Source organism: Christensenella minuta, assembly GCF_003628755.1.
GTDB classification, from domain to species: Bacteria; Bacillota; Clostridia; order Christensenellales; family Christensenellaceae; genus Christensenella; species Christensenella minuta.
In genome coordinates this window covers 1,969,223-1,987,478 of record NZ_CP029256.1, presented here as the reverse complement: position 1 = coordinate 1,987,478, position 18,256 = coordinate 1,969,223, and the positions used below count along the sequence as shown (strand labels likewise).

The 18,256-nt window shown below is 55.4% G+C and carries 13 protein-coding genes; 7 read left to right on the top strand and 6 right to left on the bottom strand.

The genetic code is table 11. The features are described 5' to 3' along the window. Positions 1–9: 9 nt before the first annotated feature. Together B1H56_RS09380 and B1H56_RS09375 are read right to left on the bottom strand one after the other, a co-directional pair. Positions 10–1,494: a carboxylesterase/lipase family protein gene (locus B1H56_RS09380; RefSeq protein WP_066523234.1), complete on the bottom strand. Its 1,485-nt coding sequence runs from the start codon at positions 1,492–1,494 to the stop codon at positions 10–12. Positions 1,495–1,681: 187 nt separating this feature from the next. Then, a complete protein-coding gene (locus B1H56_RS09375; RefSeq protein ID WP_082771008.1) occupies positions 1,682–2,053 on the bottom strand; it encodes a GntR family transcriptional regulator in 372 nt (123 codons plus the stop codon). A 509-nt stretch (positions 2,054–2,562) separates the two neighbouring features. On the opposite strand from B1H56_RS09375, the gene B1H56_RS09370 reads away from it, so the two are divergent. Beyond that, positions 2,563–4,635 (top strand): sodium-translocating pyrophosphatase, encoded by a 2,073-nt coding sequence (locus B1H56_RS09370; protein ID WP_066523235.1) that lies wholly within the window; start codon positions 2,563–2,565, stop codon positions 4,633–4,635. A 53-nt stretch (positions 4,636–4,688) separates the two neighbouring features. On the opposite strand, the gene B1H56_RS09365 is transcribed toward B1H56_RS09370, so the two are convergent. Further along, positions 4,689–4,868: a ribbon-helix-helix domain-containing protein gene (locus tag B1H56_RS09365; protein ID WP_066523236.1), complete on the bottom strand. Its 180-nt coding sequence runs from the start codon at positions 4,866–4,868 to the stop codon at positions 4,689–4,691. A 249-nt stretch (positions 4,869–5,117) separates the two neighbouring features. Here B1H56_RS09365 and B1H56_RS09360 point away from each other — a divergent pair, with 249 nt between their 5' ends. Next, on the top strand, positions 5,118–6,908 hold the full coding sequence (locus B1H56_RS09360) for a diguanylate cyclase domain-containing protein (protein WP_066523237.1): 1,791 nt from the start codon (positions 5,118–5,120) through the stop codon (positions 6,906–6,908). A 52-nt stretch (positions 6,909–6,960) separates the two neighbouring features. Here the strand turns inward: B1H56_RS09360 and B1H56_RS09355 are convergent, their stop codons facing one another. Next, entirely contained in the window at positions 6,961–7,887 is a 927-nt protein-coding gene (locus tag B1H56_RS09355) for a DUF3089 domain-containing protein (RefSeq protein WP_066523238.1), read from the bottom strand. 238 nt (positions 7,888–8,125) lie between these two features. Here B1H56_RS09355 and B1H56_RS09350 point away from each other — a divergent pair, with 238 nt between their 5' ends. The 3 genes from B1H56_RS09350 to B1H56_RS09340 all read left to right on the top strand — a co-directional run bounded on the left by B1H56_RS09350 (position 8,126) and on the right by B1H56_RS09340 (position 11,885). Next, positions 8,126–9,718, top strand: a complete 1,593-nt coding sequence (locus B1H56_RS09350; protein WP_147554734.1) for a polysaccharide deacetylase family protein — start codon at positions 8,126–8,128, stop codon at positions 9,716–9,718. 153 nt (positions 9,719–9,871) lie between these two features. After that, on the top strand, positions 9,872–10,792 hold the full coding sequence (locus B1H56_RS09345) for a polysaccharide deacetylase family protein (RefSeq protein ID WP_082771009.1): 921 nt from the start codon (positions 9,872–9,874) through the stop codon (positions 10,790–10,792). Positions 10,793–10,913: 121 nt separating this feature from the next. Continuing rightward, positions 10,914–11,885 (top strand): polysaccharide deacetylase family protein, encoded by a 972-nt coding sequence (locus tag B1H56_RS09340; protein ID WP_066523241.1) that lies wholly within the window; start codon positions 10,914–10,916, stop codon positions 11,883–11,885. Between the two features lie 220 nt (positions 11,886–12,105). On the opposite strand, the gene B1H56_RS09335 is transcribed toward B1H56_RS09340, so the two are convergent. Further along, complete coding sequence (locus B1H56_RS09335; RefSeq protein ID WP_066523242.1) at positions 12,106–15,744, bottom strand: InlB B-repeat-containing protein; 3,639 nt, start codon at positions 15,742–15,744, stop codon at positions 12,106–12,108. Positions 15,745–15,785: 41 nt separating this feature from the next. Further along, the gene (locus tag B1H56_RS09330) at positions 15,786–16,235 is read right to left on the bottom strand and encodes an RrF2 family transcriptional regulator (protein ID WP_066523243.1); all 450 of its coding nucleotides are present in this window, start codon (positions 16,233–16,235) and stop codon (positions 15,786–15,788) included. A gap of 239 nt (positions 16,236–16,474) precedes the next feature. Between B1H56_RS09330 and speD the strand changes: the two genes are divergently transcribed. Then, positions 16,475–17,239: an adenosylmethionine decarboxylase gene (gene speD / locus B1H56_RS09325; protein WP_066523261.1), complete on the top strand. Its 765-nt coding sequence runs from the start codon at positions 16,475–16,477 to the stop codon at positions 17,237–17,239. After that, positions 17,217–18,086, top strand: coding sequence for a polyamine aminopropyltransferase (gene speE / locus B1H56_RS09320; protein WP_066523244.1), 870 nt, complete (start codon positions 17,217–17,219; stop codon positions 18,084–18,086). The genes speD and speE overlap by 23 nt, the downstream gene beginning before the upstream one ends. The last annotated feature ends 170 nt before the right edge of the window (positions 18,087–18,256 follow it).

The window sequence follows — 18,256 nt, the reverse complement described above, 5'->3', positions numbered from 1 at the left end:
TTCCCTCTATTATCGCTGACCGGCTCCCGTATAGTCAAGCCCTTTAAAGCTGTGGCGCTTGAATTCGCTTTTTTCATATTCGCGCTTGATCTCCGGCTCCACCATGGGCAGGATGCGGCAGCGTTTGTCATAGCACTTTGCCGGGGTCATACCGCTGCCGCACCGCGGCCACGGGAGAAGCCCGGTTTTGGCAAAGCGGATGAAATCCCCCTGAATCTCCGCGAGCACTTTGCGGCGTGAACGCGGCGCGGGCAGAAGGAACATCCATTTATACTGCCGGGCATGGAGATTGCCGAAGACGTACGGGATATCCGAAGAATGGCAGGCATGCAGGGCGGTAAGCTGCATGGCCGGGGTTTCATAATCGAAACGGTACATCCATGTGCGCGCATATTGGCTGTAGACCTCGGCATACCATACGCTTGCCATACGGAAAACACGGTCTGTCAGCATCATGGCTTCCGCACGGCGTCCATACCGTCTGTAGGCCTCCCTGATCCGCTGCCGGGTCTCTGCGCTTTCTCTGTTGCGGTCTGATTTTAAGATGCTTCCGATATCGAGCACCCTGGAAAGAAGCTTTTTGCAGGAAAAGGAAAGCTCCTCCCGGGTCGTGCCGATCAGGATAGGGATATCCCTCGCGGCGCCCTGCGCCGCCGCGGGAATCGGGTAATCGGGAACCAGCGCTCCGTCTACCTCGATCATAAAGGTTCCGTCGCCGAGGCCGCAGCAGGAAGCAAATTTTTTCTGTTTTGCCGCCAGCTTCTCCGCGGGGATCAGGCGCAGTTCCTCCGGCGTGGAGATATTCATAAATGAAAGGAATTTCCGTGCGGTTTCCCGGTAATGCTCCTTCGTATACAAAAGCGACGGTCCGCCGCTCATCATGATAACTTTAGATACATAGTTCCGCGCAGAAGGCATTACGGGCAGTACGGAGGCGGCGATCGCCCCGGCAGACTGGCCGAACACCGTGATATTTTCCGGGTCTCCGCCGAATGCTTCGATATTCCCGTGCACCCATGCGAGCGCGGCAACGATATCGGAAAGCCCGCAGTTCGGCGAGAAATCTTCCCCTAGGAAAGAGAAATCGAGAAAACCGAGCACGCCCAGCCGGTAATTGACCGTCACGACCACTACGTCCCCGCTTTTGGCCAGGGACGTCCCGTCGTATTCGGGATCGCTGCCCGCCCCGCCCGCGAACGAACCGCCGTGGATAAAGAAAAGCACCGCGCGCTTCTTACCGTCCGGCCGGGGAGACCAGATGTTGAGGTAGAGACAGTCCTCGCTCGTCCCGACGCGTCTTTTGCGCTGGGGGCAGGCGGGTCCGAATGCCGTTGCCATATAAACCCCGTCCCATGCGGAGACAGGCTGCGCGGGGCGAAACCGCAGCGGACCTATGGGCGGCTGCGCATAAGGAATGCCCCGCCATACATGGACGTCCTTTTCCACCGTCCCGCATATTTTTCCGCATGTTGTACGGCGAACCGCATCGAGCATTTTCTGTTTGTCCTTTCCGTTTGATAATTATTTTATACGCTTTCCGCAAGACTCCAAAACCGCCGGGAAAATTAAAATAAGGCCGCCGGGAACGTGGGTTTCCGGGGCCGGGGATAAAAAAGGCCGCCCTTCGGGCGGCTGTGGACGTCTGATCGTGCGGAACGGCGCAAGAGCGGAAAACCCGTTCTCAGTTTGTCGAGTAGGCCTCGTCCACGATGGTGAATATTTCATCGATCCACAAACCGGAATCGCGCGCCTCCCGCGTGACCTGTATGAACATATCACGGATTTCCTGCTTTTTCATCTCCTTGATGCGGGCGGCGTTGTCCGCCACAAAATCGCCCTTTCCCGTCACAGAGTAAAGGATGCCTTCCCGCTCGAGGATCGCGTATGATTTTTGGACCGTATTGGGATTGACGCCCAGCTCCTTTGCCGCCTTGCGCACAGAAAGCACCTGCTCATGCGGCAGCAGCTTTCCCGTCATGACAAGCGACTTTACCTCCTGGACGATTTGTTCATAGATCGGCTTTTTGGATGCCGGGTCAAGCTTTACCATCATAGCGCGGCAGCGTCTCCTATCTCTGTATTAAGTGTATTAGTACAATTCAATTATAATTTATCCAAATCCACCTGTCAAATCCCGTCAAAATGGGAAATCGTGCATATTTTTCAGCAATGTTCGAAAAAATTGAGAATTTCATTGAAATTGTTCAAAAAAAGCGGGAATAAATTGCCAATTTTACTTTCAAATAAACAAAAAAAGTATTATAATGAAGCTGGTCAGGTTTTCGAACTACTTTTACGGTGCCGCTCCCGGTACGGGTTTTCATCAAGACAGACAGCCCGGGACTCCGTGCAAACCCGGCGGAAAAGCCGCGCGGGCAGCGGGTAGAACTTTTCAGCAACAAGAAGAAGCAAGCAAAGGCGGCCTTGCTCCGGCAGGACGCGGAAGGCCGATTTCCATATTTGAAATAGATGACGCGCTTTTGCCATATCCGGTTTGGGCGGTGCGGGCGCGCCTGTATAAGAGTTTCTACAAATATATGCAATCATAAGGAGGAAGTACCAATGGACATTATGTTTTGGGCCTTGATCGGCGCTGTCATTGCACTTGTGTTCGCAGCGGTCGCTGCATCCGGTGTGCTGAAAAAAAGCGAAGGCAGCGAAAAGATCAAGAAAATTGCCGGTGCCATCAGGCGGGGCGCGAACGCCTACCTGAAACGCCAGTATAAGACGGTTGCGATCTTTTTCGTCATCGTAACCATCGTCCTGGCGATCTTGGCCGCAACAGGCTTCATGACCTTCTTCGTACCGATCGCATTCATCGTGGGCGGCGTATTCTCCGCGCTCGCGGGTTTCATCGGTATGAAAATCGCCACGGCGGCGAATTCCCGTACGGTCACGGGCGCGACGAAGAGCCTCAATTCGGCGCTGCGCGTTTCGTTCTCTTCGGGCGCGGTTATGGGGATGACGGTCGTAGGCCTCGGCCTTCTGTATCTCACGATCTGGTATTTTATACTAAACGCGTATTTTGCGGGCGATACGGCGCAGATCGCGAGCAACATGCTGATGTTCGGCATGGGCGCTTCGTGCATGGCGCTGTTCGCGCGTGTGGGCGGCGGTATCTTCACCAAAGCGGCTGACGTAGGCGCAGACCTTGTCGGCAAGGTGGAGGCGGGCATCCCGGAAGACGATCCGCGCAACCCGGCAACCATTGCGGATAATGTCGGCGATAATGTCGGCGACGTTGCGGGAATGGGCGCGGACCTTTACGAATCCTACGTCGGGTCCATTATTTCGGCGGGCGCCCTCGCGGTTGCGGCGGGCCTCGGCGGCGGCGGACTGGCGCTTCCGATGGTTCTCGCGGCGCTTGGCATCGTTGCCAGCGTGATCGGCAGCTTTTTTGTGAAAACAAAGGAGAACGCTTCGCAGAAGAACCTGCTTTCCGCGCTTCATAAGGGCGTGTATATTGCAGCGGCGATCGTTGCCGTAGCGGGTTATTTCCTGGTAACGGGAATCCTCGGGCCGGACCATGTCGGCGTGTATGTGGCCATCCTTTCCGGTCTTGTTGCCGGCATTATCATCGGCTACTATACGGAATACGTCACGTCCGACCACTTCAAGCCCACCAAAGACCTTGCGGAGTCTACGGTAACGGGCCCGGCGACCACAATTATCAGCGGGATTGCTCTTGGCATGAAATCCACGGCGGTTCCGGTCATCGTAGTGGTTGCGAGCGTGCTCATCAGCTATTTTGCTTCGGGCGGAACGCTTGGCAGCGGCAGCTTTGAAGTCGGTCTTTACGGCGTTGCGATCTCTGCGGTAGGCATGCTTTCCACGCTCGGCATCACGCTTGCGACGGACGCTTACGGCCCGGTTGCAGATAATGCGGGCGGCCTCGCGGAAATGAGCGGTCAGGATCCGGTGGTACGTGAACGTACGGATGCGCTCGATTCGCTTGGAAATACGACGGCTGCAACGGGCAAGGGCTTTGCCATCGGCAGTGCGGCGCTTACGGCGCTTGCGTTGATCGCAGCGTTTGCGGACCAGTGCCAGATCGATATGTCGGCGCTCTCCCTGCTCGACCCGACGGTCCTGATGGGCCTGCTGATCGGCGCGATGCTTCCGTTCTTGTTCTCGTCCATGACAATGAGCGCGGTCGGGAAGGCGGCGATGAAGATCGTTGTCGAAGTGCGGCGGCAGTTCAGGGAGATTAAGGGAATCATGACAGGCGAAGGAGAGCCTGATTACGAATCGTGCGTGGACATCTGCACGAAGGGCGCGCTGCACCTGATGCTCGCTCCGGCGATCCTCGGATTCGTTGCCCCGATCATCGTGGGCCTTATCCTCGGCGCGAACGGCGTAGTCGGTATGCTCGGCGGCGCGACCGCTACGGGCTTTGTGCTTGCGGTTATGATGTCCAACTCCGGCGGCGCATGGGATAATGCGAAGAAATACATCGAGGGCGGTGCGCACGGCGGAAAAGGCAGTGAAGCCCACAAGGCCGCTGTTGTCGGCGATACGGTAGGCGATCCTTTCAAGGATACGTCCGGTCCGTCCCTCAATATCCTGATTAAGCTGATGTCTATGGTGGCGGTCGTTTTTGCGGCGGTTATCGTACAGTACGGCATTCTTCAGTAAATGGAAACATCAAAAAAGACGCTGCTCCGGCAACGTCTTTTTTGATATCTGCATTATTTTTCTTCCATATTATTTAAGGCATACTCAATACACTGGTTCACGATTTTGTTGAAGGAAACGCCGGTCTTTTCACTCAACTCCATAATTTTTTCAAAATATTCCGGCTTCAAACGGATCGTCCGGTTGATGGACGAAATTTTGCCGTCGTTTGTATTGACCTTGAATTTTTCCATACCGCTGCTTCTCCTGTAATTAATATTGTAATTTATTTGAGGAAGCGTTATAATGTACAATAATGTAATTGAAAAACAATTACAATTAAAAATGACTGGACGGAACGCCCAAGCAGTGATAAAAAGCGGAAGTTTCAGCGGGCGGGATGGATTTTGTTAAAATAAGAAATATGATTGTTTTTCATATAGCGAAGGCGTATAATAAACACAATATCTTTAAAACATACTAGCGTGGAAGGGTATTTTTTAATGAGCGGCAACTGTGGGAAAACAGAATATTTAAACATCCTGAATGAAGCGCTCGAAGAACTGGAACCCTTTGTGATCGGGCAGGGCCCGCTTGCGGAAATCATCGAAAGCTTTGCCGTTTTTATCCGGCGTTTTTTGCCTGTCTGCGGCGTGGGGCTCATTGGCCTCTCCGAAGACTACCGGGTCCGTGAAGCCGCGGTGTGGCGCAATGGAAGGATCCTGCCGGAGGAGGCGGTCCGTCATTTTTTTGATCTGGATTTCAGTGAATGGAAGGATTTTGCCCGGACGGACGAGGCCGCAGACGATGAGAAGCTTGACAGGATCATGAAATTGGACTGCCGGACGGAAGAAGACGCGCCCCTGTTGGTGGTTCCCGTTTCTTATTCCAGCCGCATCCAGGGCGTAATCATGGCGGAAAAAGAACAGGAATGGACGGAAGAGGAAAAAAGGCTGTTGGAAATGCTCGCGCAGACCTCGAGGATCGCCCTTGCCAACCGGATCTATTGCCAGAACCAGATGGAGCAGACGTGGGTGTTTAACGAGTTGATGGATAATATGCGGGCGAATATCTATGTAACGGATCTCGATACGGACGAAATTCTTTTTATGAATAAGACCATGCGCAAAGAGTTTGGCGTGGAGGAACCTATCGGTAAAATATGCTGGAAGATTTTGCAGGCGGATAAGACGCAGCGTTGTGATTTCTGCCCGATCGACCAGCTGCGGAACAATCCGGCGGAAAAGCCATCCTACCTGTGGGAGGAATACAATACGCTCACGCACAGGCATTATGAAAATTATGACAGCACGATGCGCTGGCTGGACGGGCGCATCGTGCATTTCCAGCAATCCGTGGATATTACGAGCGCAAAAAAGATGTCGCGGGAGGCCAGCCTCGACGAGCTCACAGGGATGATGGGCCGCCGCGCAGGCAAGGAGCGGCTTTCGGAAGTGCTTGCGCGGGCCAAAAAAGAAAGCGCGGCGGTTACGGTGTGCCTCTATGATGTGAACCTGTTGAAAACGGTAAACGATACCTACGGACATGTAGAGGGAGATAATTTGCTCACCACGATTGCGAAGGTGGTTACGGGTTCGCTGGAAAAAGGCCAGTTCGCCTTCCGTATGAGCGGGGACGAATTTATGGTCGTGTTTTACGGCTGCGGAGAACGGGTGGCGGATAGGGTCATGCAGCATGCGCTCGAGGAACTGGCAAGGATCCGGGAACGGGAAAAAAAGCCGTATGAGATCAGCTTTTGCTATGGAGTGCTGGAAGTCGGCCCGCAGGACATGGAAGATATAACCAAGATCACCACGGAAGTGGACGAACGGATGTACCGGCAGAAGCGGATATACCACAACGGCAGGATGGGACGTGAGCGGGCGGAAAAGGGCATGCCGGGGAATTTTTCCTACGATAAGGAGCACCTCTACGAGGCGCTTTCGGCCAGTACGGACGATTATATCTATATCTGCAATATGAAGACGAATATGTTCCGTTTTCCGCCGAAAATGGTGGAAGAATTTGCGCTTCCGGGAGAGGTTGTGTATGGCGGAGATTCCATATGGAGCATGCTGATCCATGAGGACGAACGCCCTGCCTTTGCACAATCGATGGAGGAAATACGCGACGGGGCCACCGATACGCATGATTTGGAATACCGGGTGCGCGATAAGGACGGAAAATGGGTGTGGATCCATTGCCGGGGCCGGGTATCGCGGGACGAAAATGGCGAGGCGGAACTGTTCGCGGGCATCATCACAAAGCCGAAAGAGCTAAAAACCACGGATTGAGTATCCGTGGTTTTTTTACTGCGGATTTATCCTGCGGGGGCGCGCAGCGCCGTCATTCGGAAGGCCGGGACAAATATGCGGCGATTCGTTCCCCCACATTTCGCTCGAGGTTTTTATAGAAAAGCGCGATATCGAGCATGTGCAGCGATCCACGGTTCATCAGAAATTTTTTGAAGAACCACCGCGCCTTGTAAAGCTCGTAAGCCGCATCGTCGTCGATCATCAGCACGCCGCGCGCCTCATCCACATACGCGCCCGTATAGTGGGGCACCTCGTATTTGAACCTTTTCCCGAATTGGAACAGCACCGCGCCGTCGTTCTTGGATTTATCCGCATATACACTGTCGTGCCGCCAGTTCAGCGGGTTGACACAAAGCGAATCCGGGCGGATAAACCGCATCAGGGGAAGGCCGTGCGCGGTCGTGTTATAAGAAATAATGACCCCCGTATCGTCCGCCGCCCCGGCAAGGCGGAGATGCGGATAACGCTTGAAATCGCGCCGGGTAAGCGAGAAGCCGATCAAATAGGCGGCGACGAGCTTTTTCTGCAGCCGCGGATCGGAAAATTCCCGGCGCATGAGCTGGAGCAGCATGGCGCTCCCCTGGCTGTGTCCGGCAAGGATGAACGGCCGTCCGTTGTTATAATGCTCAAGGTAATAGTAGAATGCATCGCGTACGTCTTCATAAGGCATCCGTTCCGCGCGCATGACTTCAGGCAGGGGCATTTTGAAGCTTTCTGTGCCAAGCTGCCGGTAATGCGGCGCGTAAAAATTGCAATGGCGCGCAAAAAGCTGGCCCTGCCAGGCAGACATCCCCTTGGCGACCCACAGGTAGATCGGATTCCTCATGCTCATATGATGGCGTTTTTTCTGGAATGGGTGCGCGTAAATAGTGGGATATACGTAAAAGACATCCACTGGTTTCGTTTCGCTTTTCCTGTTTGGCAAAAAAGCCCAAAGGCTCTTTTTTGAGTAATCCATAACGCACCCGCCTGCTCGTACCTAGTATCGTATCATATTGGGAAAGGGATTACAAACTCCGTCGTGGAAGGTTACACGCGGCATGCGGAAACAAATTGTGATAAATATAGGTTCTGTGGTATAATATGGGAAAATAATTTTGGTGGCGAAAGACGCTTCAAAACCGCGGATCAGGTCTGGGAGCGGCAAGCATAGGAACAAAGGCCGGGTATTGGGCGTCCGGCGCGGGGGAAAAAGTATGAAACGGAAATGGATCGCGCTTTTTGCGGCGGCAGCGTTGGCGCTTCCGCTTGCGGCGGGTTGCGCGGGAAATGGAACCGGGGACATGGAAGCCTACCGGGGACGGTTTGAAGCGGCGGCGGTGAGCAGGCAGCTTGATTCGGCGGAAGGGATAACGAGCGGACATATTTTGGAAACGGAAGGAGATACCCTGGTATCCGTCGATTATCCGGTGGTCGCGAACGCGCCGGATATCTCGGCAGAGCTGAAAGCATTTGCGGAAAATAAGCTCGCAGAATTCCGCGCGTCTGCGGACGCTGCGCACGGGGAAAACAAAGATGGGCTGTGCAGCCTGACGATGACCTATAAGCCGTATGTTACGGAAGGGAACCTGCTCAGTATAAAGTTTACGACGGAATCGGAGCTGGCGGGGCAGGCTGCGGCGGAGGAAGTCGATGCGTTTGTGTACGACCCCGCGGCAGGCAAAAAGCTCGCGCTTTCGGATGTGTTCGATCCGTCACAGGATTACCTCACGCAGGTTGCGCAGGCTGCGCAGGAATATCTGCGCAGGAATGAAGTACTGCTGAAAAATATGGATGAAAGCCTGTTCACACAGGGAACGGCTCCCGAGGAAGCCAATTATGCGAATTTCGTGTTAGCGCCGGATAAAGTGCTGTTTTTCTTCGGCGACGGGACGATCGCGCCTTCCGGGGCGGGAAGCTTTGAGGTGGGAGTCCCGCTTGCAAGGCTTGCGGGCATACTGAATGCCGGGAACAAGGAAGCGGTCCTCGGGGCGGAGCAGGCAGCCGCAGCCGGAACTGCGCAGGAAACGGCCCCGGCCGGGCCAGCCGAAACGGATATCTACCAGATCCGGCAGCGGGACGGCTTCATGACCGCAAAAAGTATCGAGGGGATCGATCCGATGGGCGACAAGGTGATCGCCCTGACCTTTGACGACGGCCCGCACGAGACGCTTACCCCGAAGCTTCTGGATATCCTAAAGGAAAACGATGCGGTTGCGACGTTCTTCATGCTGGGGCAGAATGCGGAGAAATATCCGGATATCGTAAAGCGTGTCTACGACGAAGGACATGAGATCGGCACGCACAGCTGGAACCATACGAAAGAATGGCCCAATTTATCGGTAGGAGAGAAATTGGACCAATACACGAGGGCCAATGACGCGATCGAAGCGGCGACGGGCCTGCGCACCCTAATCGACCGTCCGCCGGGCGGAGCGATCACAAAGGAGGAAGCCGCGTCCATCGGCCGGGAGCAGATCATCTGGTCCATGGACCCGAAAGACTGGGTGACCGATTACCGCGATCCAGATATCATTTATTCCAACGTGATGAACGGCGGGGACGGCGGCGGAGCAAAGGAAGTGGAGGGCTACCTTTCCGACGGCGGCGTCATCCTGTCGCATGACATCCATGAGACGACCGTAAACGCGTATGACCGTATCATCAAGGAACTCAAGAGCCGGGGCTACAAGTTTGTCACGATCACCCAGATGATGCAGATTGCCGAAGCCCGCGGCCAGGATATGGGCGGCTTTAAGTTCTATAGTGCGCCCGCGGCTGATTCCGCCGGACAGGGCGAAGAGGAATGATGCAAAGCAGCAGGATAAAATGACCGGATAACCGCAGTATACTGCGGTTATCTTTTTGTATACGCCGGTACCGGGGAAAAGGAGTTTGCAACTTTGTTACAAGTACACTATAATCTAAAGAACGGTATTCAGAGACTGCTGAAAGGATAAAAAATGATGAGGAAAACGGTCTGTATTACCCTGTCCGTCCTTGCCTGCATGGCTCTGCTTGCAGGCTGCGGCGCGGGGGATGCGGCGGCCGCCGCAGAGCCAACAGTGATTACGAGCGGGCAAACTGCCGCCGCATCCCATATGCCCGAAGAAGACGAACCGGCGGCAACGCCCGAGCCCACTCCCGGGCAAGTAACGGACCTTGAGCAATTGCAGGCGAAGGAGGGCTTTATGCTTCCCAAGAGCCTTGACGGGATCGATCCGATGAACGACAAGGTGGTGGCCCTCACTTTTGACGATGGGCCGAATCCGGTCAAAACGCCGGAGCTGCTGGACATCCTGAAGGAGAACGGCGCAGTCGCGACGTTTTTTGTGGTGGGGAACCTCGCCGAGGAGTATCCAGACGTTGTGAAGCGGGAATATGAGGAAGGACACGAGATCGCTACGCACAGCTATACCCATCCGGAAGCGTCGGAATGGAAGGGCCTGTCCACAGCGGAGCAGTTGGAGCAATACACGAAGGCCAACGACGCGATCGAAGCGGCGACGGGCCTGCGTACCCTTTTCGACCGCCCGCCGGGCGGCAACCTGACGGAGGAGCAGGCGGAAGAGATTGGCCGCGAGCAGGTCCTTTGGTCGGTGGACCCGGAGGATTGGAAGTATAAGGATGCGGATGCCATCTATGAGCATGTAATGAACGGATGGAACGGCGGCGTGGTGCAGGACGGCGTTGTGATCCTGTCCCACGAAATTTACCAGTCCACGGTGGACGCGTATGCGCGTATTATTCCCGCGCTCAAGGAAAAGGGTTATAAATTCGTCACGGTCTCGCAAATGATGCAGATCGCGGAGCTCAGAGGAGAAACGCCCGCATATTTGTTCAGGAGCGCTCCAGCTGCGGGTGAAGCTGTTGGGGAGGAATGACGGAAAGAGCCGCATACCGGGAATTTATTGATACACGCTGGCCGCTGGTGTTTGCAACATATCAGTATGTGTATTATAATTGAAGCGGCGGTTCCCCCAAGACCGCTGAAAGGAATAACGAATGAATAAAAAAATGAAATTGATCTCTATGATACTTGCGGTGCTGGTGGCCTCCGCGTTTGCGGCAGGATGCGGCGGCACGGGCAGCGTGGCGGAATCTTCCGCCGCGCCCACGGTGATTACCACGACCCCCACCGGGGAACCGTCCGCGGCGGCGACGCCCGAACCAACGGCAACGCCGGAACCGACGCCCGAGCCCACGCCCGAGGTAACCACTAGCCTCGCCCAGCTGCAGGCAAAGGAAGGATACATGGCCCCGAAGAGCCTTGACGGGATCGATCCGTTAAATGACAAAGTAGTGGCGCTTACTTTCGACGACGGTCCGCATCCCGAAAACACGCCGAAGCTACTTGATATCCTGAAGGAAAACGATGCGGTCGCGACGTTTTTCATGGTCGGGACCAACGCAGCCGAGTATCCGGATATTGTGAAGCGCGTGTATGACGAAGGACACGAGATCGGCACGCACAGCTGGGATCATAAAGACCTGATGAAGCTTTCGCTTGATGAAATCATGACGAACCAGTATGGGAAGGCCAACGATGCGATCGAAGCGGCGACGGGCCTGCGTGCGCTGATCGACCGTCCGCCGTATGGCTCTATGTCTGAGGACATGGCGGAGCAGATTGGCCGCGAGCAGATTTTGTGGTCGGTGGACCCGAACGACTGGAAGAAGGAAAACCGCGACCCGGATACCGTGTACGACCATGTGGTCAACGGCACCCCGGATGGCGGATATGTGCAGGACGGCGCTATCGTTCTGTCCCACGATATCCATGCCACAACCGTGGATGCGTACGACAGGATCATCAAGGCGCTGAAGGATGAAGGCTATAAATTTGTGACGGTTACGCAGATGATGCAGATCGCCGAGATCCGCGGCAAGGATATTGAGTACCGCTTCGGCCACGCGCCGACAGCGGCGGAAGCGGCGGAAAGCGGTTCGGAGTCTTCGGCACCGGCCGGGGAATAACTGACTGGGATTCTAAAACGGATGTGCTAGAAGCGCATCCGTTTTTTACTGTCATCCAAACCGTCCGGAGCGGAAGGCGCTGCCGGTGAAACGGAAAAAATCCCCCTGGCGGATGCTGCACGGCAGGGGGATTAGTAATGTGAAACATATACGAAAAGCCCCGGGCACACTGTCCGGGGCTTTTCCGCGCCGTTCCCGGAGAGGAACAGGGCAGAGGCTGTTAACTGTTGCGTTTTTTTAGCGTCGATACCGCGCGGAAGATCACCGCAGCTGCCGCCGCCGCGGCAAGAATCAGTACCGCCAATGGGGCGGAGGCATCGCCTGTTTTAGCGGTGCTTTCCACTTTACCGCCGCCGTTTGGGGTATCCGCGGCGCCGGCATCCGTACCGGCGCCAGGTGATGCTTCCCATTTTGCGTACAGCGTCAGGTTGCCATTCACCGTGTGCTCCGTAAATACCCACGGGCTGGAGTATTCGCTCTCCTGATACCAACCGCGGAACACATAGCCGTCCCGCGTGGGCGCGGCTGGCTCCGCGATCCGTGAACCGGGTACGATTCCCGTAACCGGGGCGACGCCGCTGCCGCCCTGTGCGTCAAACGTCACCGTATATAGTGTTTGTGCCGCCGGGATCCACCGGGCGTACAGCGTTTTATGGCCATTTATCGTGTCGCGGTCAAAATCCCAGCACGGATCGTCGCTTGCGCATGTACAGTCCGCAGTATGGTGCCACCCATCAAACGTATATTCTGTGCGTGCAGGCGGCGCGGGGGCTGCAACCTTGCTTCCCGCAGCGATGTTTGTGACCGGGCCGACGTATGTACCGCCCTGCGAATCAAAAGTCAGGGTATAGAGTACGGCCGGCCGCCCGTTATCCTGCCATTGAGCGTACAGGTCAAGGTTTCCTGAGATCAGGAATCCTTGGCCTTCCGTATATCCCGTACCGTTCCCAGCCGGATCGGTGTTCCAGCCGAGGAAGCTGTGGTCCGTCCGGGACATCGTTCCGGGGCCGGAAATAGCAGCTGTCTGGCCGCTGTTATAGGTGCCCGGGGCAGGGACCGTGCCGCCGTCGCTTCCGTTGCCGTGATAGGTTATGGTATATGTGACCGGAACGGGCGCCCACACGGCGGTCAGGGTTACGTCGCTTGAAGGCATAATGAACGAGCCGCCGGGCTGGTAGACCGTGCCCGAAGCATCGTCCGCCTTCCAGCCGCCGAACGTAAAGCCGGTGCGCGTGGGCGGGGTGGCGTTTACCTGGTAAAGCGTATTCTCCGTCACGGTGTCCGGGGCAGGGACCGTACCGGCATCTGCGCCGTTGCCCACGTATGTCACGGTGTATTCCGCCGCTGCGGATTTCCAGTGCGCATACAGCGTCTGGTCGGCCGCGGCCACATCGCCGGTGGCCTTTGTCCCGCCGTCTGCCTGTGTATACCATCCGTCAAAGACAAGCGGACCATTGGTGGGAAGGTCGCCGCTGAGTACGCTCACGCTGCCGCCCGGGTCCGTTACGAGGAAGTAACCCGTGGAAGCCGTATCGTCCGCATAATATTTGGAGCCGTCGTAGGTAAGGCCGGGCAGTCCGCTCCACGCGCCGCCGTTGGCGTCGAATTTCACGAATTTGATCTCCAGCGCGCCGGCATCGGAATTGGAGGCGCCGCGCGTGAATCCTCTTGCATCCGTGCCGTAAGCGGGCGCGCCGGCTGTGTTATCCGCCTGTCCCGTTACCCCGTCGTTCGGTTGGATGACGACGGTCGTGAGGATACCCGTATACCCGCTGCCCGCTTTTCCCGCCGCGCCGTGATGCGTGTTGTTCGCGCGCGGCTGCGGGGAAGTGCCGAATACGCTCTCCGCCGTGATATTCGCCGCAACAGCCGTGCCGTTGTCGTAGCCTACGTTGCCGCCAAGGTCGGTGCCGTCCGTGACGTCGATATTGCGGGAGGCGTAGCTATTGCCGCCGTTTCCGCCGTTGCCCACGAAAATGTTGTTTTTGAAGGTGGCCGTGGGACGCACCGCCGCGTTCGCGGAGTCGATATGCTCGCCGACCGCCGCCCCGGCCCCATGCTTGCTTGCATAATTGGGAGCAGTGTTGCCGATGAACGTGTTATTGGTAAAAGTACCGACCACATCGAGGGAAAGCTGCACCACGCCGCCGCTGTCCGCGGCCGCCAGCAAATATTTGGTGGATTTATTGCCATAGAACGTGTTATGGGTTACGTTTGCAGCCACCATGTCGTTGCGGCCCTCGAAAAAGAGCGCGCTGCCGTCGTCGCCCGCAGTATTGCCGATAAACGTATTGTTATCCACGTTCACCGTACAAAGTACGCTGCTGCTGTTGTTGTAGACGCCGATCGCACCGCCGTCGCTGTTTGCGCTTTTGCCGGAAACGCCGTTGCCTTCAAAATAGCTGTAGCTGACGTTCACAGTGCCGCCGTACTGGTAAAGGCCGATCGCGCCGCCGTAGCGGGAGGCCTTGTTGTCCTTGAAGTACGAGCGCGTTACGTTGATCGTTTTCCCGCTGCCTCCGTAGCCGACGATCGCTCCCTGAATATAGCCGCTGTCCAGCGTGGAGGCGCTGTTCACAAAGCTTGAAGCTTCTACCGTGAGGTTCGTGCCGGCATAGATTGCGCTGCCATGGCCGCCGCGCTGGTTGCGCACATTTTCAAACAATGTGTTTTTGACGGTGACGTCTTTTCCTTCGCTGATGCCGTGACCGTTGGTTTCCGAAAATGTGCAGCCGTCTACGGTAATATTGCCGCTGTTTCCAGCGATGCCCGTACCTGTAACATTCGTGATCGCAGAACCCGTAAGCTTGAGTGTATTCGCCCCCGTCACGACGCCGGAGCCGTTCGTCACACCGTCAATGATGGTATCCGTAACCTCCGCGCCGCCGCTGCCAAGCGTAATGGCGGCGGTGGCGACCGTCCTGAATTCCGAACCGTCGATGGTCAGCAGGCCGCTCCCGCCAGCCGCGCCGTTTTTTGCTCCGTCTACCGTCACAGTATCAAGCGTAGCCGTGCCGGATGCCGTTACGGCCGTGCCTGAGATCGTTTGGAAGGAGGAATCGGAAATGGTAAGCGCGCCTGCGCTTGCCGCAACTCCTGCGGCCGCGTTTGCAACGCTTACGTTTGTAAGCGTTAAGCTGTCTGTGCCGGTGGCGGAGACAGCCGTACCGGAAACGCTGCTGACCGTTACGGTATCGAGCTTCGCGCCGCCGCCTGAAAGGACGACGCTGCCTGTGCCGCCGGTGCCGTCAAGCGTCATGTTTTTCAGGGTAACGGTACCCGTGCCCGAATTTGTAATGCGGAAATGCGCTCCGCCGGACGGCGCGCCAAGCGTGAGGCCGCCGCCGTCGATTACCACGCTGTTATTGTGGCCGATCACCAGTTCTGCCGTGGCGGACATGGTCCCCGCAAGGGCCGGGTCGAGAGCGATTATTTTTCCGTCGACCTCTGCCTGCTCCACGGAGTCCTTTAGGTCCTCCCAGGTTGTTGCCGTAACGTCCGCGCCGGGAATAAGCGACATAAGCGAAATTCCCACCGGGGCTTCCGCCGCCGTGCCGTCCTCCGGGACGGAGGGAGAAGGGGAAGGCGAAGGATTATCACCGTCCGGTGCGGACGCGCCCTCCGTCGTGGATTCCTCTGCCGCACCGGGCGCTTCAGACCCGGCACCCATGTCTTCTTCCGCATCTGTTGTTGTTTCCGTATCTTCCGTATCTGTTGTTTCCGTATATTCTGTGTTCAATAAGCCTGTAACTGGTAAATCAACAAGACTGGGCGCACCGTCCGCCATCGCCGTCGCGGTTATGGAGAACAGGAAAATAATCACGAGCAAAGCCGTGGTTAGTCGCCGTATTTTTTTCATAGGTACAATGTTCCTCCTGTCGTTATAATGGATGCCTGCCGTTAAACCTCGAGGGCCGCGTATTCACGGGCGGCAGTCTGCTTTTCCGGTTTTTGGCACAGGTCGCGGATGCGGACGCTGTCAAGCCGCTCGATGAAACCGTCCTGAAGTTCCTGGAAAAAGGTGTGCACGGTGCACCATTCCGCCGCGTCCCTGCTGCAAAAACGGTCTTCCTCGAGGCAGCGGTTGATCTTAATACCGCCCTCGATCACCTTCACCACATCATAAAGCGTCGCGTCCTCCGCATTTTTGGCGAGCTGGTAGCCGCCGTTGCAGCCCTGGACAGACTGGATCAGTCCGGCATGCTTCAATACGCCCGTCAGCTTCATGAAATACAGGTATGTGATCCCAAGCTTTTCGGACAGGTGGGTCGCGGTGGAAAGCCTGTTGTTGTTTTCATAGAGGTAGCACAGGATGCGTATTGCGTAATCTGTTGCGAGTTGAAACTTCATGTTGTTCCTCCTTATTTAGCTGTATTGGCAGACCAATCTTGATTTATCAGGTATTCCTTGGGCTGCGAATACATTCTTATCCGGTACTATTTATAATAGATGACCGGGAAAGGCAAATATACGTCCTGCATAAGGAAGCACGACGAAAGAGTGACAAAAGTGTGATCCCCATGCCGGGATAAATGGTTCCCATTTCCCGTTCGTTGATATATAATGAAACTATAAATAAAACAGTTCTGGTGCGGAGGAATGGTTTGCAAAAACTGAAATTATACGGATTCAATAATCTCACAAAAACATTGAGCTTCAATTTATACGATATTTGTTATGCCAACACAAAAGAGGACCGGCAAAGTTATATCGAATATATCGACGAATGCTATAACGCGCGCCGTCTGACGGAGATCCTGACAGACGTGGCGCGCCGCATCGGCGCACAGGTTCTGAACATCGCGGAACAGGATTACGAACCGCAGGGCGCGTCTGTCACGATGCTGATTGCGGAGGAAGAGGTGCCCGCGAGCCTGGTGGGACATCTTGATAAAAGCCACCTGACGGTGCATACTTATCCGGAAAGCCATCCGCAGAACGGGGTTTGCACCTTTCGCGCGGATATCGACGTTTCCACTTGCGGGGAAATATCGCCGCTGAAAACGCTCGAGAAGCTAATCACAAGCTTTGATTCGGATATTATTACTATGGACTACCGCGTACGTGGATTCACCCGCACGGAAAACGGAGGCAAGGTGTTCATGGATCACGATATTATGTCCATCCAGGATTTTATCCCCAGGCATATCCTCGAAAAATATGACACATACGACGTCAACCTGTATGAGGAACGCGTGTTCCACACGAGCATGGTTTTGAAGAAATATGATCTTGACAATTATTTGTTCAATCTCGACGCGGCGGACCTGAAGGAGAAGACGCGCGCGCGCATCGAGCGGAACCTGGAGCGGGAGATGAAGGAGATTTTTTATGGCAGAAATTTTGAAAAATGACTGGTTTTATGAATATTTTACGGGAAATGCGAAATTTGGCATTAAAATAAAGGATCATTTCATCGATACGAGAAGTGAGTTCCAAAAGATCGATTTTTACGATTCCTACGAATACGGACGTTTTTTTACGCTCGACGGTTTCATCATGCTGACCGAGCGGGATGAATTCATTTACCATGAAATGCTGGTGCACCTGCCGATGGCGGTGAACGCAGATGCAAAAAACGTGCTTATCATTGGTGGGGGCGACGGGGGCGCGGTGCGCGAGCTTGTACGCTATCCGGGCGTCCGCCATATCGATATGGTGGAGATCGACCGGATGGTGGTGGACCTGTGCCGCGAATACCTTCCGCAGACTGCGTCGAAGCTCGGGGACCCGCGCGTTTCTCTTCACTTCTGCGACGGGATTGCCTTTGTGCGGGAGGCGCAGGAAAAATACGACCTGATCCTGATCGATTCCACGGACCCGGTCGGCGTGGGGGAAGGGCTTTTTTCGCAGGCGTTTTATGAAGACTGCGCGAGGCTGCTCGCGCCAGGCGGCGTAATGGTCAACCAGCACGAAAGTCCCTATTATGAAGGCGACGCGGTCGAGATGGAGCGCGCGCATAAAAAACTTTCCTCCGTATTTCCCGTGTGCCGGGTCTATCAGTTCCATATGCCCACCTACGCGTCCGGCCACTGGCTGTTCGGGTTCGCGTCCCAGGACCGCGATCCGCTTGTGTTCGATGCGGCGGCGTGGAACGCGCTTGGCCTCCATACGGATTATTACAATACGGAGCTTCACCGGGGCTGCTTCGCGCTGCCGAATTATGTGCTCAGGAGGCTTGGGAAAGCGCGGGAAAAGTGAAAAGGCAGGGTTCATAAATTATTAACAAATTATCACTTGCAATCCTGCCGGATGTAGTATAAAATGAGACTGTATCTTAGGAGACTAGGATATGTCAATCCCCACCCTTTTATTATTTTTTGAAAAGCCGGTTCTCAGGAACCGGCTTTTCACGTTTTAATTCGAAATCC